Raw genomic sequence first — 18,720 nt, forward strand, 5'->3', positions numbered from 1 at the left:
AGGATGATTTCATGTCGCTATATAAAAAATACTCCGCACTAAGCGCTGCCACCCTACTGACTGTTGGCTTATTAATTGGAAGTGGTCCAGCTGCATCACAAGCTCAGAAAAGCATTCTGGTTTCATCCACCACATCAACCGAGCAGTCCGGCTTATTCGGTCATATTCTCCCGGTCTTCACCAATAAGACCGGCATTGCCGTCAAAGTGGTTGCAGTAGGCACTGGCCAAGCTCTGGATATCGGTCGCCGCGGCGATGCTGATGTGGTGTTTGTGCATGACAAAGCTGCAGAGGAGCTATTTGTATCGCAGGGATTTTCCGATAAACGGCAAGAAGTGATGTTTAATGACTTTGTCTTACTAGGACCCAAATCGGATCCTGCCAAAATCGCAGGCGGAAAAGACATTCAAGTCGCACTCAAGAAGATTGCTGATAGCAAATCTGCTTTTGTGTCGCGCGGCGATAAAAGTGGCACGCATGCAGCAGAACTGCGTTACTGGAAAGGCGCAGGCGTTGAAGTCAATGCAAACCTGCCTTGGTATAAAGAAACTGGATCCGGCATGGGTCCTGCTCTGAATACCGCATCGGGCATGAACGCTTACATCTTGGCTGACCGAGGCACTTGGCTTTCATTCAAAAATCGCGGTGATCTCACCATTCTGGTTCAGGGCGATCCCAAGCTCTTTAATCAATATGGCGTGATGCTGGTTAGCTCAGAAAAGTTTCCTAATGTGAAAAAAGCCGAGGGTCAGGCATTTATCAACTGGCTGGTTTCGAAAGAAGGTCAAGATACGATTGCCTCTTATAAAGTGGGCGGCGAACAGCTGTTCTTTCCGAACGCAAAATGATAAAGCAGTAAAGCATATAAAAAGGCCCGCAGTGCGGGCCTTTTGTTTTTATGCGGCGCACACTACGATGCGCGCATCAATGTTTACTTCTTTGGTGGCGTTACAAAACCAATCGCCATATCGTCGATGTACTCTACAACCACATCATCGTTTACCTTGAATTTCTCAAGGCCCAATACTTTTTGATCCACCTTCACGGTTTGCTTCTCGCCGCTTGGCAAGGTCAATACAGCAGTACGCTTAGCAGCATCAATGCTCGTGATCTTTGCTGTAGCAATGATCACATCGGTAATTTCTTCAAATGGCTTCTTAGCGCCCTTACCAGCGATGGTAACGGTCCGTGTTCCACTAACGCCTGGCTTCGCATCTTTAGGTGCAATCGCCAATCCAACTGCCAATGCCTGGGCATACTCCACTACAAACAAATCGCCTTTCTTGACTTTTTCAAGGTCATTGATCTGCTTACCTACCGTCATGGTGGCGGTATTGCCTTTGTCATCTTTTAAAGTAACGATGCGCTTCTTAACGTCAACGGAATCAACGGTCGAAGTCATGACAACTACCTCTGCTGCAACCGGCGCCATCGAAACGGATGAGGCAGCTGGCTTAGCGGGGGCTTGGGCAAAACTGGTGGCTGCAAATGTAGTGCAGAGTACGATAAGGGCAATTTTCTTCAAGTGAACTCCTAATGAATGAAGGATCTAAAAAAGATGGGCGTTAGGCTCCCATCGAGGCTCAGTTTACTACCCAGCCTGTGCCTGTTTATCTACGGCTGATCGCCCTACAGGAATTCGCTTTTATCGCACTAAATTGGTGCATTTTTAGCTTTGGGCGTTTTTTTATGAAAAGTTCAAAATAAATCAAAATTCTTGTTAACTTAATCAAAAGTCAGTGCGTTATTTGCCTCATAGGAGACAAATATGCGTAAAAGACTACATAAATGGGCCCAAGTAGCCCTACTGATTCGTGAAACCAAGGCAACCGGCATCCCTGCCAGTAACTTACTTGACCCCGCGTCGCTGGAGATGCTGCAACGCTATGTCCGTGTAATGGGCGTTCAGTTTGCAGCGCAATTCATGGCAAGCCCTAGTTTTTGCCAAGAATAAGCAGAAAGAAGCGGTCGGCACTGCGCCGATAACGAAGCAAAAGGCCCTTTTAGGGCCTTTTTTTCGCTCACCTCAGTACACTTAGGCATGCCCTCCCCCACAGAACTCCATTCGCTCGACGCTTTCTTAGTCGAGCCCGAAACCCTGCTGGCCACATTTGCAAACCTCGATGGCCTAATTATTGATGCCCGCTCACCCGAAGCCTATGCTGCCGGACATATTCCTGGAGCAATTTCGGTCAGTACCTACGATTACTTTGTACCAAATACCAAGCCCGAAGGCATGCGCGCTTTTGCTAATCAAGCGGCGGCCCTCTATGGCGCTGCTGGCATCACCTTGGATACACCCCTAGTGGTCTATGACGACGATACCGGGGTGCGCGTTGCCAGAGAATGTTGGTTACTGGAATACCTCGGGCACCGTCAGGTGCGTTTACTGCATGGCGGTCTGAATGCATGGCAGCAGTCTGGCGGCCCCATCAGCACAACAGCTTCCGTAAGCACACCTCGGCAGTTTGAAATCCAACACAGCAGTTCTGGCTTTATGGCGGCCGATTCATTGGTAACTGAACTCAATCACCCAAAGCGCGTAGTGATCGATGTGCGCGATGAGCTGGAGCACGATGGTCTTGATCACACTGCATGTTGTGAGCGCCGCGGACATGTACCTGGCGCAGTATGGATTCATTGGTCAGCGTTTTTAGAGCGGGGGCGCTTTAAATCAGCAGAAGCAATTAGGGCTTTGCTGCACAGTCGCGGAATTAAAGATGATGATGAAATAGTGCCCTACTGCCATCGCGGAGCCCGCTCTGCTAATGCGTATTGGGCGCTGCGTTTAGCTGGCTATCCGCAGGTCCGCAATTACATCGGCTCGTGGCACGAATGGTCGGCTAGGTCTGAGCTGCCGCTAGAGCTTGGGCACAGGCAAAACCGCTAGACCAGGCCCACTGGAAGTTATGGCCCCCAAGGTGGCCAGTGACATCAACGCATTCCCCGATAAAGTACAAGCCCGGATGCGCTTTGGCCATCATCGTTTGACTATCCAGCGCCTTAGTGTCCACACCACCGAGCATCACCTCGGCTTTTTTCCAGCCTAAAGTGCCGGCAGGCTTCACGGTCCACTGCTGTAAGACTGCTTTCAGGGCTTGTCGATCTTTTTTACCAACCTCTGCCCACTTGCGACCGAGCAGCGACTGCTGTTCTGCAAACGCTTTGGCTAAACGCTGCGGCAATACCATCGCTAAGATCGTTTCCGTTTGCTTGAGTCGATTGTCTGGATCATCAAATAAGGCATCGCAATTAAACAGCTTGCCTTTGACATCATGCGCGCCGAGCCAATTAACCGCAATAGACTCCCCTTCGATCCAATAGCTACTGGCTTGTAAGACTGCAGGGCCAGACAAGCCCTTATGGGTGATGAGCAGATCTTCCTGAAAATCGCCGTGACCATAACGCTGCGCTTTTGTGCCGGAGGTTATTCGCACGGGCACACTTAGACCGGCGAGCGTACTTAAATGCGCAAACTCATCCGATGTAAATGACAACGGGACCAAGGCCGGACGCACTGGTGTTATCGGAAGGGCAAACTGCTTGGCAATGTCTAATGCGTAGTCCGTAGCACCAATCGCCGGCACAGGTAGTCCGCCTGTAGCCATCACAACCGCTTTAGCGCGCTCCACGCACTGATTGGTTTTAATCTCCCAGCCTCCATGAACAGACTGGATTTTCTCCACAGATACGGGATTACGAATAGTGACTCCACCCTGCTGGCATTCCGCAAATAGCATGGCAATAATATCTTTCGCGGAGTTATCGCAAAAGAGTTGACCCTGGTGTTTTTCATGGTGGGGTATGCGGTAGCGTTTTACTAGCCCAATAAAATCAGCGGAAGAATAGCGCGCTAAAGCACCCTTCACGAAATGCGGATTGCAAGACAAAAAATGGGCCGGGGTGCTACTGATGTTGGTGAAATTACAGCGACCGCCACCACTAATGCGAATCTTCTCGCCAAGCACGGCGGCGTGATCCAACACCAATACTTTTTTACCGAGCTGACCAGCAATGCCGGCGCAAAAGAGCCCTGCTGCACCCCCTCCGACAACAATCGCATCCCATGGGGCACTCATACTCAATTGAGTTCGTACCAATTTGCGATGTGGTCCCAAGCCTCTTCAGCGCTATCGACGAAATGAATTAACTCCATATCGGCCGCATCAATCACGCCATAGTCAATTAGCTTTTGAAATCCCAATACATCATCCCAAAAGGACTTGCAGACCAAAATAATCGGAAAGCGCTCGACCTTATTGGTTTGCATGAGCGTAACCACTTCAAACAATTCATCCAAAGAGCCAAAGCCACCTGGATACACCACAATGCTGCGTGCCCGAATCATGAAATGCATTTTGCGCAGGGCAAAGTAATGAAAGCGTATGCTCAGGCCGGGAGTTAGGTAGGGATTTGGGGTTTGTTCACGCGGCAGGCTGATGTTAAAACCAATAGATAGATCGCCCATCTCAAAAGCGCCTCGATTGGCCGCCTCCATAATGCCGGGACCGCCACCAGTACAAATCACCAGCTTATCGGCATTGCTCGCTTGTTTTAGATTGTATTGCGCTACTAAGCTGCCAAAGCGTCGTGCAGAGTTATAAAAATGAGTGCCCTTTTGCGCTTTTTCAGCGGCAGTTTTTTCGCTGGGCGTACTGGCTTTCTGAAGCATTTCTGCGGCGCGCTCTGGACTACAAAAGCGGGTCGAACCAAAAACCACCACGGTGTTCTCGATGCCCATTTCACGCAGTAATAAGTCGGGCTTGAGTAGCTCTAACTCAAAACGGATTCCTAGAGTTTCGCGACGGGATAAAAATGCATCGTCATCGTATGCGAATTTATAAGAGTCATGTGCCTGGCTTGAGCCTGATGCAGCAGCGCTAGGCTCGGAAAGCTTTACTAGGTCAGTAATGCTAACGGGGGTGGTGCGGCGGAGCGTATTGCCCATAAGCAATCCAATGCAGTCGGAATAGACCCATTGTAGTCAGATTAAAGCGAGCAATCCTCAATCTGATTAAGTACCGGCACGGTAACATCAGCCCAATGGAGCTCACGCTGAATTGCTGCCGCTAAGGCACTGGACGACTTCTCCTCGCCATGCGTTACGAACACTTTCTGGGGTGCTTTTTTAAAACCCTTCAGCCACTTTAAAAGGCCGGACTGATCAGCATGGGCAGATAAGCCGCCAATCGTGTGAATGGATGCCCTAACCGGGACTTCTTGATGCATTACCCGAATCGAAGCCGCCCCATCAACCAGGCGGCGCCCTAAACTACCCTGCGCCTGAAAGCCTGTAATCACCACTGCATTTTGAGCGCGGGGTAAGTTCCATAACAGATGATGCAAAACACGCCCGGCATCACACATCCCGCTTGCTGAAATAATAATGGCGCCACCTTTAACCCGATTGAGGGCCTTGGATTCTTCGACATCGGCAATAAAGCGTAAATGCAATGCGGCTGGATTTTCTTTGAGCCAGGCAAATGTGGATTGCGATTCAGGATCAAGCTGCGCAAAAAAATGTTCAGTCAATCGGGTTGCAGCCGTTGCCATCGGCGAATCAACCCAAACATGCAAGTTAGGTAATCGCCCTCGCCGCACCAAATCAATCAAGACAAATAAGACTTCCTGGGTACGTCCTACCGCAAAAGCAGGCATCACGATATTGCCGTGCTCTGCCATCACTTTACAAATCACCCCAACCAACTCATCTTCGGTATCCGCCATGGTTCGATGCAAGCGATCACCGTAGGTGGACTCCACCACCACGATATCGGCTGATTCAATTAACTCAGGATCCGGCATGAGAGGGCGCCGCTGCATACCCAGGTCTCCAGAAAAAACACAGCGCTTTGACTTCGCTCCCGTCTCTTGAACATCCAGCACCGCAATGGCCGAACCGAGGATATGACCCGCGTTATAAAAACTCAAACGCAACCCAGCGAATAATTCAATGGTTTGGTGGTATTCCACAACCCGTATCTGCGATAAGGCTATCTCTACTTCCTTAGCGCTGTACAAGGGCTCAGGAACAGTACCCCGCCACTTTCCTTGTTTGATTTTTTTGGCAGCGCGCTCACTATCCGCCAGTTGCAGATGGGCGCTATCGGGCAACATAATTTTTAGTAACTCAAAGGTAGCCCCAGTGCAGTAAATCGGACCTTTAAAGCCGCTAGCGCAAAGTCTCGGCAATAGGCCGCTGTGGTCTATGTGGGCATGGGTCAATATGACGCAATCCACCTCGGATGCCGAGATGCGTAATGCACCTTGATTTTTTTCCAGCGCCTCACGACCCCCTTGAAACATTCCATAGTCGACAATGACGCGTCGACTGCGCTGCGCTAGATCCATCTCCAATAGGTATTTGGATCCAGTGACTTCGCCGGCGGCACCCAAAAACTGTATTTTCATATGGCTTCAATCCTTAATGCCCAATCACATTGGGCATCCATTTACCAAGTAGTACTTTCAGCATACACTGATCAATCTACATAAGCCAATAACAAGAAAGGGGTGTAATCGGATGCCATTATCGAATCTTGCCCCTGAACCACTCAATGCACTACCCTTAGCCAAGAAATTACAGCGGCTTCCCGATACTAATAAAGCGCACTCCGGCAAGGTGCTTTGCATTGGCGGATCCATTGGCATGGCAGGCGCCCTTCTGCTCACAGCAAAATCAGCGCTGCACAGTGGAGCGGGTTACACCATGCTGTGTATGCTGGATGGCCATTCAGCGCATGCCCTCGCCGAACAGCCTGAGCTCATGATTGAGAGTGCTCAGGTAAATAATCTGCTAGATGACCCCATCGCCCACTTACAAGGCCTTCAACCCAATGTGATTGCGATCGGTCCTGGACTCGGATCCTCATTACTGGCCAAAGCATGGTTAGGCGCAGTGCTGAGGGACTATGCAGTGGTATCTTCGCTGGGCGCAATCGTTATCGATGCGGACGCACTTAACTTAATTGCTGCAGATGATGCTTTAGGTACCGCCCTTCAGAATTGCACCCTGCCCTGCATCTTGACGCCCCACCCTGGCGAGGCGGCGCGCTTACTTCACAGCACCAGCGCAGAAATTCAGGCTGATCGCATAGGTAGCCTTCGCGCGCTGGTAGCCTGGAGTCAGCAGATTGTGATTCTGAAAGGCCAGCACACCTTACTTGGCTCACCCATTCAGAAAACTCACGTTTCCAATCGGGGCAATCCGGGTTTGGCAGTCGGCGGTACTGGCGATGTTTTAACTGGGCTCATTGCCTCCCTAGTGGCTCAAGGCATGGATAAGAAGCTCACCCCTTGGGAGTCAGCCTGCCTTGGCGTTGAGGTACATGCCCTAGCAGCTGATCGATTAAGGGAAAAACTGGGTGGGCCGATTGGTATAACCCCAAGCGAACTGATCCTGGAAATACGACAGGTGCTCAACGACCTGCTATAAAAGCGGCATGTCTTTTTTTTCAAGTACAGAACAGCGTCGCCTTTACCTTGCCGGCATCCTCATGGCCGGACTCGGATCAATCCTTTTTTCAGGCAAAGCGATCTTAATTAAGCTTGCCTATTCCTATGGCACCGAACCGGAAACGCTACTGGCATTACGCATGATCTTTGCACTACCGCTGTTTTGGGCCTTGTACTATTGGCAAGCGCGCAGTAAACCGATGAGCCCCATCTCCATACTAGATACACTCAAAGTATGCGGTCTCGGATTTTTAGGTTACTTCTTATCGAGTTACCTTGACTTTCTGGGTCTGCAATACATTTCCGTGGGGCTTGAGCGCATTATTTTGTACCTTACGCCCACACTCGTTTTATTGATTTCTTTTTTTGTTTTCAAGAAACGGATTTCACGAATTCAGTGGCTAGCACTGATCACCGGCTACCTTGGTGTCACATTGGTTTTTATTCAGGACGTGGCAATCCTCGGTAGCGAGGCTTGGCTAGGAATGGCTCTGGTTTTTGCTAGTGCCTGCGCTTATGCGGCCTACATGATTGGCTCTGGCGAGATGGTGCGCCGGATTGGTAGCGTTCGCCTGGTCGTTTTTGCGAGCTCTGCTTCGGCCGTGTGCAGCATCATCCAAATACTTTTTTACGACCCGAGCGCCATTTTTAACCAAGTGCCCGAGATTTATGGACTGAGCTTAATTAACGCCAGTATCTGTACCGTCATTCCGATGACGATGATCGTTGTTGCCATTAACCGGATTGGCTCTCCATTGGTGGCGCAAGCCGGCATCGTTGGTCCGATCGCTACGATTTTTATGGGCTGGCTAGTCCTGTCCGAAACCGTCAGCCTACTGCAGCTTGGCGGCATGGCGATTGTCATCGCCGCAATGTGGCTACTAGTCAAAAATGATCCTACTGATAAAGCAGTCCTCGCCAAATCGACTGAGGTGGATGGTCGCTGAGCACTGGCATTACGCTGTTGTTAAAATAAGTAAAAAAAGGATAAGAAAAATGACTGCAAGCGATCACGCTATCCCAGAAAAAAATTACGAATACGTTCGCAACGCACTTCTGGAGCGCCGCGAAATTGCATTCTTAGATGTGCGCGAAGAAGGCCCCCATGCCGAAGAACATCCTCTGTTTGCGGCTAACCTCCCCCTCTCTCGCATCGAATATGATGCCTATGCCAAGTTGCCTAGGCGCGATGTACCGATTGTGACCCTCGATGAGGGCGAAGGTTTTGCCGAATTGGCGGCGCGCCGCCTGATTGCATTGGGCTATACCGATGTATCCATTTTCCAAGGCGGCATTCGGGCCTGGGATGCAGCGGGCGGTGAATTGTTTCGGGACGTCAATGTGCCCAGCAAGTCTTTTGGTGAGCTCGTCGAATCTAAGCGCCATACACCCTCCTTCTCGGCAGAAGAGGTAAAGCAACGCATCGATGCCAATGAAGACATGGTGGTGCTAGATGTGCGCCGCTTTGATGAATACAACACCATGAGTATCCCTACCGGGATTAGCGTTCCCGGCGCTGAGCTTGTATTGCGCGTGAAGGAAATTGCGCCCAATCCAAAAACCCAGATTATTGTGAATTGCGCCGGTAGAACACGCAGTATTTTAGGAACCCAATCCTTAATCAATGCGGGCATTCCAAACCCAGTGCATGCCCTGCGCAATGGCACGATTGGCTGGAAGTTGGCTGGACAAAGCTTGGACGTCGGTCAAACCCGGCGATTTACTGATGTAGGCCCTGAAACTGCAGCAGAGGCAGCACAGCGAGCCCGCTCTGTCGCTGATCGGGCCAAAGTAAAACGTGCGCAGTTAAGTGATGTGAAGGAGTGGCAGCAGCAGAATGGGCGCACCACTTACTTTTTTGATACCCGCACCCCAGAAGAATATGAAGCCGGACACCTTCCCGGCTTTCGTTCGGTTCCAGGCGGACAACTAGTACAAGAGACTGAAATGGTTGCTCCAGTGCGGGGCGCTCGCATTGTTTTGGCTGATCCCAGTGGGGTTCGGGCGGACATGGCAGCTTCGTGGCTCGCTCAGATGGCTTGGGATGTATATGTCGTCGACGGCTTAAGCGAAAGCAACTTGAGCGAGCGCGGCGCTTGGAAAAACCCATTACCCTCTTTGCCAAAAGTAAACTACGTTGAAGTAGCCACACTCATCGGACTACAAGAGTCGAATGCAGATGTGCTGGTAGTTGATTTCAGTACCCATGCGTTTTATGTGCGAGGTCACATTCCAGGCGCTTGGTTTGCCCTTCGCTCCGAATTAAGCGAAGCGTTGAAGTCGCTACCAGTGGCAGAGCATTATGTGCTGACCAGTACACCGGCAGAGCTGGCTGTTTTCGCTGCCGCTGAAATGCAAACCTACTCCGGTAAACGAGTGTCTGTACTGCAAGGTGGTAACTCCGAATGGATCAAGGCTGGACATCCTCTAGAGAAAGGCGAAACCCACCTCGCCTCACCTGCGCGCGACCGCTATAAACGCCCCTACGAAGGAACTAATGTTGGTCCCGAGGCTATGCAGGCATACCTGGATTGGGAATTTGGTTTGGTTGCTCAACTAGGCAAGGATGGTACGCACCATTTCTGGGTCTTATAAATAAAAACGCCACCCCAGGTCTAGGGTGGCGATGACCGCATTACTGATTCTAGATCAGCAATAAAGACGAAATGCTTACGCCTTCTTTTTAGCAGTCTTTTTAGCGGCAGGTTTTTTTGCAACCGCACGTTTTGCTGGTGCCTTTTTGGCTGCTGTCTTTTTGGGCGCAGCTGACTTAGAGCTACCGCTATGAGTGCGGCTGGATAAGCTGCTGATATTTTTTTCGGCCGCCTCAGCTGCCTCATTAATAACGCGACGCCCTTCCTTGAATGCCTTCTCGCCTGCGCGCGACAAGTCACGCGCCACTTTGGCTAAATGCTCGCCACCGGCAGGCATTTTTTTCTCCACATCTTCAAGCCATCCAGAGAGGGATTCGCGCGCCTTCTCTAGATATTTTTCTGCCTCGTCCGCAGCGTCATCACCCATCTCGCGCAGCATGCCCTTCACTTTTTTGTGATAGACGTGCAAACGATCAGCGGCGGCTTGCGTTGCCTCTTCCTGCAGGAGCTTCAAACTCTCGAGATCATTCTTCGCTGCCGTTTTAGCAAAACGCAGTGCATGGTCCATATTGTGTTTCAGCTCATTGGCGTGATGCTCGCTGAGTTGCTTGGCGGTATCGAGCAATTTATGGGATAGCGTAAAGAGCTCTTTGGCTTTCTTTTGTTGCCAGTCTTGAATGTCTTTTTGGTTCATTGCTGATCCTTTCGGGGGTCGTGATTTTTATAAAGCTTCATCTACCACTCTAAACCGAAAGATCCATGCTGCCAACTAGGCGCAATTATGGGGAAGTCGGTTTTTTGGCTTCCTGTTTATTTTGCCGGCAGCGATCGGAACAGTATTTCACTTCATTCCAAACTTTTTCCCACTTTTTTCGCCAATTAAAGGGCCTCCCACAGCAAACACAGTCTTTGCTGGGTAGATCGCCCTTCTTCCGCATACCCATGATTTATGCCTAAATGGGGTTTGCTATGCCTCAATACCTTAGTTATAAGCTAGGGTAATCGGTGTAGCCTTTTTCACCGCCACCATAAAAGCTGGCCCGATCGTATGGGTTGAGTGCCGCATTTTGTGCAAAGCGCTCCGCCAAATCGGGATTGGCAATGTATATCCGCCCGTAGGCGATGGCATCAGCAAGACCCGCTTCCAATGCTGCCTCACCGGATTCTTTGGTGTATCCACCAGCGCTGATGAACTTGCCATGAAACGCCTTACGAAACAGTCCTGATACATTAGGCGCATTCGCGTCAACTTTGTCATTACCACCTGCAGTAGTCGCACGCGGCTCGATCATATGCAAATAAGCAAGACCCAATGGATTGAGTTTGTTGATTGCCGCCGTAAAGAGCGTCACTGGATCGCTATCGGCAATGTCATTGAAACTGCCATAGGGTGATAAACGAACACCAATGCGGTCATATGAAAAGATTTCGCTAACGGTTTTCAGTACGTCAACTAATAAGCGCAGGCGATTTTCAATCGAACCACCGTACTGATCAGTGCGTTGATTGGTTTTGTCTTGTAAAAATTGATCCAGCAAATAGCCATTGGCTGCATGGACTTCGATTCCATCAAACCCTGCTTTTTTTGCATTGAGCGCCGCATTACGAAAATCAACTAGTAACTGAGCAATATCGGCTTCGCTCATGGCTTTTGGGGTCTCATACGCGTGCAGTTGCCAATCGGCCCCATAGGTTTTACCGGCAGGTGCTATTGCCGAAGGGGCGACAGGCAAGCCTTCGTTTGCGTGCAATGAGGAATGGGAAATGCGGCCAACATGCCAGAGTTGCGAAACAATCAAACCGCCTTTGGCGTGGACTGCTGCAACAATCTCTTTCCAAGCCTGCGTTTGCGCCTCCGAATAAATACCTGGGGTAGCTGGATAGCCTTTACCTAAGGGGGAGATTTGGGTTGCTTCGGTAATGATCATGCCAGCACTTGCACGCTGACTGTAGTAAGTCTTGGCTAGCGGACTGGGCACATCCCCGTCAATGGCGCGCATGCGTGTCAGTGGCGCCATCACCAAGCGATTCTTGAGTGCCAAGGAGCCGAGTGAAACTGGGCTAAGAAGTTCTAAGTGGGTCGACATGCATGCTTCCTTTGTAAAAATGAATAAACCAAACAACCTTGATCGTAACAAGAATGGGGCTGATCTGCACACCGCAACAAAGGCTAGTATTTAAGGGTTTGCCATTTAAGCCATGTATTCTGTAGGTCTAAGTGGCATTTCTGGCTAAGAATAAAGGGATGATTATGAAAACGTGGCAATGCATTGTGTGTGGATTTATTTACGACGAAGCCAAAGGCCTTCCGGAAGATGGAATCGCTCCAGGCACGGTCTGGGCCGATGTTCCAGCGAACTGGGAATGCCCTGATTGCGGCGTATCCAAATCCGATTTTGAAATGGTGCAAATTTAAATCGCACTTCTTTTTTAATGCGCTGTCATGCTATTAGTTAAAGGAATACCGCTTTGAGCGAACATCAAGACCAACCGATCGTCATTATTGGCAGCGGATTAGCTGGCTATACCGTCATTCGCGAATTACGTAAGATTGACAAGGATGTGCCGATCACGCTCATCACCCGCGAGCCTGGCTACTTTTACTCCAAGCCCATGCTATCCACTGCATTTGCCAATAGCAAAGCAGCCGAGCAGCTCATTAGCTCCAGCAGTGATGCCATGGCAACTCAGCTCAATCTAACGGTATTGGGTGGTACCGATGTGCACTCCATTGATGCGCAGGCTCGGTTACTGCGCACCAGCAATGGCGAGCTAAGCTACAGCAAGCTCGTGCTGGCTTTAGGGGCCGATCAAATTGATCTTCAACTTCAAGGCACCGCTGCAAATCAAGTCATGACCGTCAACGACCTAGAAGACTATGCACGATTTCGTGGGGCCATTGAAGGTCGCAAACGCGTAGCGATTCTGGGTGCCGGCTTGATTGGCTGTGAGTTCGCCAATGACCTCACGCTTGGCGGCTACTCCGTAGACGTTATTGATTTAGCGCCCCATGCGCTGGGTCGCCTCTTGCCCGAGGCTGCAGCAACGGCGCTAGAAGAAAAACTCAGTGCGGCAGGTGTACGCTGGCACTTTGGTAGCACCGCGCAATCGATCGATGCGCACGGCGATGCCATACGTATTACCTTGGTCAATGGCGACACGATTGAAACGGACGTTGTGCTTTCTGCGGTTGGTCTAAAGCCCCGCACTCAATTGGCGCATGACGCAGGCATTGCTACCGGAATGGGCATCCAAGTTAATCGCCAACTGCAAACCAATCTGAATTCCATTTACGCCATTGGTGACTGTGCAGAAACCGAAGGATTGGTCTTGCCCTATGTGATGCCGATCATGCAAGCAGCGCGTGCGTTGGCACCTGTATTGCTCGGACAGGCGGCAACCCTACAGTACCCAGCCATGCCCGTGATGGTTAAAACCCCCGCTTATCCGATTGTGGTCTCGCCCCCAGCTAAAGGGGCAGAAGGTCAGTGGAGCAATACCAAGGTCGAGGGCGGCATGCTGTGTCGCTTTGAATCTAGCGATGGTCAGTTGCTGGGCTTTGCTTTACTCGGCTCAGCGACCGCGGAACGCGCTGCACTGGTTAAGTTACTGCCTCCTGTATTGGCATGAGCAGCGATTCGGTCAATAGTACGCAAACCACTGCGTACGCCCTCATTGGCGGCGCAGAATCGATTCGGCAATTGGTTGATCGGTTTTATGACCTCATGGAGCTGGAACCTGCCTACACTGTCATTCGGCAAATGCACCCTGCCGACTTAAGCACATCACGCGACAAGCTCTATTTGTTTTTGACTGGCTGGATGGGTGGCCCTGATCTTTACCAAGAAAAGTACGGGCACCCGAAGCTACGTGCTCGTCACCTGCCCTTTCCGATTGGATCAATCGAGCGCAACCAATGGTTAGACTGCATGCAGCGCGCCATGGATGAAGTGGCAATCGATGCGCCACTCAAAGAGCGTCTCCATGAATCTTTTTTTGCCACTGCCGATTGGATGCGCAATAAATCGGATTAAGGGACTTCGTTTTGTAAAGCCGCAAACAAACAAGTCACCCGTAGGTGACTTGAGTGGTGCAACGGTGAATTAGGAATTAAGCAAAGTTCTTTGCTGCAAAATCCCAGTTCACTAAATTCCAAAACGCCTCAAGGTACTTAGGACGTGCGTTGCGGTAATCAATGTAATACGCATGCTCCCACACATCGCAAGTCACCAAGGCTTTTGCATCGGTCGTCAATGGTGTAGCAGCATTGCTAGTGGATACGAGATCAAGCGAGCCATCGGGCTTTTTAACCAGCCATGCCCAGCCTGAGCCGAAGGTGCCTACTGCGCACTTTGCAAACTCTTCTTTGAACTTGTCAAACGAACCCCATTTAGCATTAATCGCATCAGCGAGTGCACCAGTAGGAGCGCCGCCGCCATTTGGCTTGAGGCCCATCCAATAAAAGGTATGGTTCCAAACTTGGGCTGCATTATTAAAAACACCGCCGGATGATTTTTTGATGATGTCTTCTAAGCTAGCGTTCTCAAACTCGGTACCCTTGATCAAGTTATTCAAATTAGTAACGTAAGTCTGATGGTGCTTGCCGTAATGAAACTCCATGGTTTCTTTTGAAATGTGTGGGGCCAAGGCGTCAAGCGCGTAAGGCAACTGCGGTAATGTATGTTCCATCGTGTCTCCCTGATTGAAATGGTTTTTGTTAGTGCGAATCTGTTCCGAGAACCCGTTTCGTTCTCACAGCAGCTATTTTATGCGGGTGCAGACCTTTTTGCCTATTTATCCCCCCTTTTGCCTACAAACCCCCGTGGGATTGGGCGCTCATCAGATACAACATCGGAATCGATAAAATTGTATTAAAGCGCGATACCAGCATGGCGCGGCGGGCTGAGGCTGCTTTGACGGCTGGCTCAGCGGCTACGATCCCCAAAGCGCGTTTTTGGTTAGGCCAAATCACAAACCACACATTGAATGCCATAAACAGGGCAATCCACATACCGAGGCCAATCGCTCTAAATGCGGGCTGCAGGGTAAACGCCTGATGCGCATAACCAGCAAAGATCGCAACCAACATACCCGTTACTACCGTCGCGAGTGCAGCGTAACGAAACCACAGCAAGGCTCGGGGCGCTATAACCTTGCTAATTGCTGGCTTTTGCTCATCTGGTATCAGGGGCATCGACGGAATTTGCACGGCATTGAAATACCACAGCAAACCGAGCCACATAACCCCACACAAGACGTGAAGCCAGCGCAATCCAAACAATAACCATTCTGGAGAGCCCAGCGCGCCTGGATTGGCAAACATGAGCAAAATGGCTGCCAGCAAGGCAAATCCAGCCAAGATGGTGCGACTAAGGGAATTCAAAATGCCTGTCATACAAGGTGTCCTATTTTTCTTGCCTTTGCCCGAGCGAATATTGAAGCAGCCGGGAAGCAAAGTAATTGGGGTGCAAAGCGCAGTTTACAATCAAAAACATCGCTTTTTTTGCTTAAAATTGCATTTATTACCCTATTTTTTACAGATATATTACAAAAATATGGGAAAATATATTGCACTGCAATACAATTGTTTTTTCCTTCGAAAACCGCTTTTAAGGCCCTTATTATGACCGCTCGTACCCAATGCCACAGCCTCCAAGTTGCTACTCCCCTTTACCGCTTTATTGAAGACAAAGTGCTGCCAGGGCTGAACGTAAAAAGTGCTGATTTTTGGAAGGGTTTTGATGCGATCGTAAAAGACTTAACACCCAAAAATGCAGCCTTGCTGGCTAAGCGTGATCGCCTCCAGCGTGATTTGGATCAATGGCATAAAGCCAATCCAGGCCCAATCAAAGATATGCCAGCGTATCGCAAATACTTAAAAGACATTGCCTATATTGAAGATGTGCCCGCCAAGGTTGTGGCCACCACTCAAAATGTGGATGATGAACTGGCTCTCCAAGCCGGTCCTCAATTAGTGGTTCCGGTGCTCAATGCACGTTACGCCTTAAATGCTGCTAACGCGCGTTGGGGCTCTTTGTACGATGCCCTCTACGGCACTGATGTGATTTCCGAGGAAGATGGCGCCACCAAAGCCGGAGCGTACAACCCAATTCGAGGCGCAAAGGTCGTTGCCTATGCACGTCAGTTTTTAGATGAAGCCGCTCCTTTGGCCGGGGCTTTATATAGCGATGTAGTGGCCTATAGCGTTGTAGACAAAAAACTGTCCGTGAAATTAAAAGACGGAAGCACAACCGGTTTGATTAATGAGAAGCAGTTTGTTGGTTACCAAGGCGATGCCTCTGCGCCATCCTCTGTTTTATTGCGCAATCACGGCATTCACATTGATATCCAAATTGATAAGACGAAAACCATTGGCGCAGCTGATCCAGCAGGAGTAAATGATGTAGTGCTGGAGGCTGCACTCTCAACCATTCTCGACCTCGAGGACTCAGTAGCCGTTGTGGATGGCGATGACAAAGTACTGGCTTATGAGAATTGGCTCGGCATTCTCAAAGGCACTTTAGTTGAAGAAGTCAGCAAAGGCGGTAAGACATTTACTCGTAAACTGAATCCAGACCGCAAGTACACCGCAGGTATTGGCGCTGTCAATGCAAAAGATGGTGTTGTTACTTTGCATGGCCGATCACTCTTGTTTCTCCGTAACGTGGGTCACTTGATGACAAACCCCGCCATTATTACTGGCGATGGAACAGAGATCTACGAAGGCATCTTAGATGCAGTCGTGACGGTGTTGATTGCCTTGTATGACATCAATCGCCCAGCGACTCAGGCTATTGGTAATACACGTAAAGGCTCTGTCTACATTGTTAAGCCAAAAATGCACAGCGCAGAAGAAGTCGCTTTTGCTAGCGAGCTCTTTGGCCGGGTAGAGAAGTTACTGGGCCTGCCTGAGAACACCGTCAAATTAGGCATCATGGATGAAGAGCGCCGCATGAGCGTCAATCTGAAAGCTGCTATTGCTGCAGCGGGTGCTCGCGTTGCGTTTATTAATACCGGGTTCTTAGACCGTACCGGCGATGAAATGCATACCGGCATGTATGGCGGCGCCATGGTTCGCAAAGGCAGAATGAAGATCGCCAAATGGTTCGGGGCCTATGAGCGGCGAAATGTTTTGGCGGGATTGGATTGTGGCCTACGTGGTCGTGCACAGATTGGTAAGGGCATGTGGCCTGCACCAGACCTCATGAAGGAAATGGTTGAGCAAAAAGGAGCTCACCCTCAAGCTGGAGCGAATACCGCTTGGGTACCATCGCCTACTGCTGCCACCTTGCATGCACTGCACTATCACCAGATCGATGTGGCAAAGATCCAAGCCGACATGGAGATATTAGATATTGCGGCTGAGTACGAGGCCTTAACCGATGATCTCTTAACGGTACCGATTGCTCTTTATCCAGATTGGACTAAAGAGGAGATTCGTGAATCCCTCCATAACAATTGCCAAGGTATTTTGGGTTATGTCGTGCGCTGGATTGATCAAGGTGTTGGTTGCTCTAAAGTGCCTGATATTTATAACGTCGGTTTAATGGAAGATCGCGCCACCTTGCGGATTTCGAGTCAGCATATTGCCAACTGGTTATTGCACAAGTTCGTCACCAAAGCGGAAGTAGAGGATGCGTTGCAACGTATGGCTACGATTGTGGATGGTCAAAATGCCGGCGATCCCTTCTATAAGCCAATGATGCCGAACTATAAAGATTCCCTTGCATTCCAAGCTGCAAGTGATCTGATCTTTAAGGGCCTTGACCAGCCCAACGGCTATACGGAGCCCTTGCTGCATGCCTATCGCTTAAAAGTGAAAGAGAATGCCAAGAACTGCGCAGCCTAAGTAGTAAAGCGATGTGAACTAAGGGGGTTGGGTTGCCTATTGTGCGGTCCAGCCACCATCCATATTCCAGGCTGCACCGCGCACTTCGGATGCGGCATCACCACACAGAAATACAGCCAAGGCCGCAAGCTGCTCGGGGGCGACAAACTCTCCCGAAGGTTGCTTCTCTGAAACCAGTGCTAATTTAGCAGCGTCATTGGAGACGCCATCGCGTTCAGCGCGTGCATCCACTTGCTTTTGGACTAATGGCGTTAGCACCCAGCCTGGGCAGATTGCATTGCACGTCACACCCGTTCTGGCAGTCTCTAGTGCAACCACTTTAGTCAAGCCAATAATTCCATGTTTTGCAGCGACGTAGGCCGCCTTTTGCATCGATGCAACGAGGCCATGAACGGATGCAATGTTAATGATGCGACCCCAATTGCGCCGCTTCATGCCAGGCAAGGCAAAACGGGTCGTATGAAATGCGGAGCTCAGATTAATCGCAATCACCGCATCCCAACGCTCTTCCGGAAAGTCTTCCACATTAGCAACGTGCTGAATGCCCGCATTGTTGACCAAAATATCAATCGCCCCAAAACGCTGCTCGGTTGCGGCAATCATTGCCTCAATTTCAGCAGGCTTACTCATATCGGCGCCGTGGTAATCGACCTCGACACCGCAGGCTTTGACGGTCGCAATGGCGGCATCCTTTTCACCAAAGCCATTCATCATGATGTTAGCCCCCTGCTTGGCTAAAGCAACTGCCATAGCAAGGCCAATACCACTGGTTGATCCGGTTACAAGGGCTGTTTTTCCGCGTAAGGTGGACATAGATGTATT

Annotated in this window: 20 protein-coding genes; 10 read left to right on the forward strand and 10 right to left on the reverse strand. The window is 50.2% G+C overall.

Annotated features, from left to right (window positions below; genetic code table 11):
• Window positions 1–11: 11 nt before the first annotated feature.
• Window positions 12–848, forward strand: coding sequence for a substrate-binding domain-containing protein (locus tag AOC34_RS06245; protein ID WP_108469256.1), 837 nt, complete (start codon window positions 12–14; stop codon window positions 846–848).
• An 83-nt stretch (window positions 849–931) separates the two neighbouring features.
• Here AOC34_RS06245 and AOC34_RS06250 read toward each other — a convergent pair whose 3' ends face one another.
• Window positions 932–1,525: a hypothetical protein gene (locus tag AOC34_RS06250; RefSeq protein WP_108469257.1), complete on the reverse strand. Its 594-nt coding sequence runs from the start codon at window positions 1,523–1,525 to the stop codon at window positions 932–934.
• 243 nt (window positions 1,526–1,768) lie between these two features.
• Between AOC34_RS06250 and AOC34_RS06255 the strand changes: the two genes are divergently transcribed.
• Together AOC34_RS06255 and AOC34_RS06260 are read left to right on the forward strand one after the other, a co-directional pair.
• The gene (locus tag AOC34_RS06255) at window positions 1,769–1,954 is read left to right on the forward strand and encodes a hypothetical protein (RefSeq protein WP_108469258.1); all 186 of its coding nucleotides are present in this window, start codon (window positions 1,769–1,771) and stop codon (window positions 1,952–1,954) included.
• A gap of 87 nt (window positions 1,955–2,041) precedes the next feature.
• Window positions 2,042–2,890 carry a sulfurtransferase gene (locus AOC34_RS06260; RefSeq protein ID WP_108469259.1) on the forward strand — a complete coding sequence of 283 codons (849 nt, stop codon included), beginning with the start codon at window positions 2,042–2,044 and terminating at the stop codon, window positions 2,888–2,890.
• Here the strand turns inward: AOC34_RS06260 and AOC34_RS06265 are convergent.
• The 3 genes from AOC34_RS06265 to AOC34_RS06275 are packed head-to-tail and all read right to left on the reverse strand — an operon-like array spanning window position 2,844 to window position 6,411.
• The gene (locus tag AOC34_RS06265) at window positions 2,844–4,079 is read right to left on the reverse strand and encodes a BaiN/RdsA family NAD(P)/FAD-dependent oxidoreductase (RefSeq protein WP_108469260.1); all 1,236 of its coding nucleotides are present in this window, start codon (window positions 4,077–4,079) and stop codon (window positions 2,844–2,846) included. The genes AOC34_RS06260 and AOC34_RS06265 overlap by 47 nt on opposite strands.
• Window positions 4,080–4,081: 2 nt before the next feature.
• Window positions 4,082–4,948 carry an LOG family protein gene (locus tag AOC34_RS06270; protein WP_108469261.1) on the reverse strand — a complete coding sequence of 289 codons (867 nt, stop codon included), beginning with the start codon at window positions 4,946–4,948 and terminating at the stop codon, window positions 4,082–4,084.
• A gap of 41 nt (window positions 4,949–4,989) precedes the next feature.
• Window positions 4,990–6,411 carry an MBL fold metallo-hydrolase RNA specificity domain-containing protein gene (locus tag AOC34_RS06275; protein ID WP_108469262.1) on the reverse strand — a complete coding sequence of 474 codons (1,422 nt, stop codon included), beginning with the start codon at window positions 6,409–6,411 and terminating at the stop codon, window positions 4,990–4,992.
• 112 nt (window positions 6,412–6,523) lie between these two features.
• Here AOC34_RS06275 and AOC34_RS06280 point away from each other — a divergent pair, with 112 nt between their 5' ends.
• From AOC34_RS06280 to AOC34_RS06290, 3 genes are read left to right on the forward strand one after another with little or no spacing between them, the layout of a single operon-like run.
• Window positions 6,524–7,435: an NAD(P)H-hydrate dehydratase gene (locus AOC34_RS06280; RefSeq protein WP_108469263.1), complete on the forward strand. Its 912-nt coding sequence runs from the start codon at window positions 6,524–6,526 to the stop codon at window positions 7,433–7,435.
• A gap of 7 nt (window positions 7,436–7,442) precedes the next feature.
• Window positions 7,443–8,402 (forward strand): DMT family transporter, encoded by a 960-nt coding sequence (locus tag AOC34_RS06285; RefSeq protein ID WP_108469264.1) that lies wholly within the window; start codon window positions 7,443–7,445, stop codon window positions 8,400–8,402.
• A gap of 49 nt (window positions 8,403–8,451) precedes the next feature.
• Window positions 8,452–10,050 carry a rhodanese homology domain-containing protein gene (locus AOC34_RS06290; protein ID WP_108469265.1) on the forward strand — a complete coding sequence of 533 codons (1,599 nt, stop codon included), beginning with the start codon at window positions 8,452–8,454 and terminating at the stop codon, window positions 10,048–10,050.
• A 75-nt stretch (window positions 10,051–10,125) separates the two neighbouring features.
• Here AOC34_RS06290 and AOC34_RS06295 read toward each other — a convergent pair whose 3' ends face one another.
• The 3 genes from AOC34_RS06295 to AOC34_RS06305 all read right to left on the reverse strand — a co-directional run bounded on the left by AOC34_RS06295 (window position 10,126) and on the right by AOC34_RS06305 (window position 12,136).
• A complete protein-coding gene (locus AOC34_RS06295; RefSeq protein ID WP_108470092.1) occupies window positions 10,126–10,743 on the reverse strand; it encodes a phasin family protein in 618 nt (205 codons plus the stop codon).
• Between the two features lie 85 nt (window positions 10,744–10,828).
• Entirely contained in the window at window positions 10,829–10,993 is a 165-nt protein-coding gene (locus tag AOC34_RS06300) for a DUF2256 domain-containing protein (protein WP_108469266.1), read from the reverse strand.
• Window positions 10,994–11,035: 42 nt separating this feature from the next.
• Entirely contained in the window at window positions 11,036–12,136 is a 1,101-nt protein-coding gene (locus AOC34_RS06305) for an alkene reductase (protein WP_108469267.1), read from the reverse strand.
• Between the two features lie 158 nt (window positions 12,137–12,294).
• Here AOC34_RS06305 and AOC34_RS06310 point away from each other — a divergent pair, with 158 nt between their 5' ends.
• From AOC34_RS06310 to AOC34_RS06320, 3 genes are read left to right on the forward strand one after another with little or no spacing between them, the layout of a single operon-like run.
• Window positions 12,295–12,465, forward strand: coding sequence for a rubredoxin (locus AOC34_RS06310; protein WP_325051255.1), 171 nt, complete (start codon window positions 12,295–12,297; stop codon window positions 12,463–12,465).
• A gap of 53 nt (window positions 12,466–12,518) precedes the next feature.
• A complete protein-coding gene (locus AOC34_RS06315; RefSeq protein ID WP_108469268.1) occupies window positions 12,519–13,679 on the forward strand; it encodes an NAD(P)/FAD-dependent oxidoreductase in 1,161 nt (386 codons plus the stop codon).
• On the forward strand, window positions 13,676–14,083 hold the full coding sequence (locus tag AOC34_RS06320; protein WP_108469269.1) for a group II truncated hemoglobin: 408 nt from the start codon (window positions 13,676–13,678) through the stop codon (window positions 14,081–14,083). The genes AOC34_RS06315 and AOC34_RS06320 overlap by 4 nt, the downstream gene beginning before the upstream one ends.
• 76 nt (window positions 14,084–14,159) lie before the next feature.
• Here the strand turns inward: AOC34_RS06320 and sodB are convergent, their stop codons facing one another.
• Window positions 14,160–14,738 carry a superoxide dismutase [Fe] gene (gene sodB / locus AOC34_RS06325; protein ID WP_108469270.1) on the reverse strand — a complete coding sequence of 193 codons (579 nt, stop codon included), beginning with the start codon at window positions 14,736–14,738 and terminating at the stop codon, window positions 14,160–14,162.
• 121 nt (window positions 14,739–14,859) lie between these two features.
• Entirely contained in the window at window positions 14,860–15,444 is a 585-nt protein-coding gene (locus AOC34_RS06330) for a urate hydroxylase PuuD (protein ID WP_108469271.1), read from the reverse strand.
• A gap of 228 nt (window positions 15,445–15,672) precedes the next feature.
• Here AOC34_RS06330 and AOC34_RS06340 point away from each other — a divergent pair, with 228 nt between their 5' ends.
• A complete protein-coding gene (locus AOC34_RS06340; RefSeq protein WP_108469273.1) occupies window positions 15,673–17,898 on the forward strand; it encodes a malate synthase G in 2,226 nt (741 codons plus the stop codon).
• 36 nt (window positions 17,899–17,934) lie between these two features.
• Here AOC34_RS06340 and AOC34_RS06345 read toward each other — a convergent pair whose 3' ends face one another.
• On the reverse strand, window positions 17,935–18,711 hold the full coding sequence (locus AOC34_RS06345) for a 3-hydroxybutyrate dehydrogenase (protein ID WP_108469274.1): 777 nt from the start codon (window positions 18,709–18,711) through the stop codon (window positions 17,935–17,937).
• Window positions 18,712–18,720: the final 9 nt, after the last annotated feature.

Source organism: Polynucleobacter difficilis (assembly GCF_003065365.1).
GTDB lineage: Bacteria > Pseudomonadota > Gammaproteobacteria > Burkholderiales > Burkholderiaceae > Polynucleobacter > Polynucleobacter difficilis.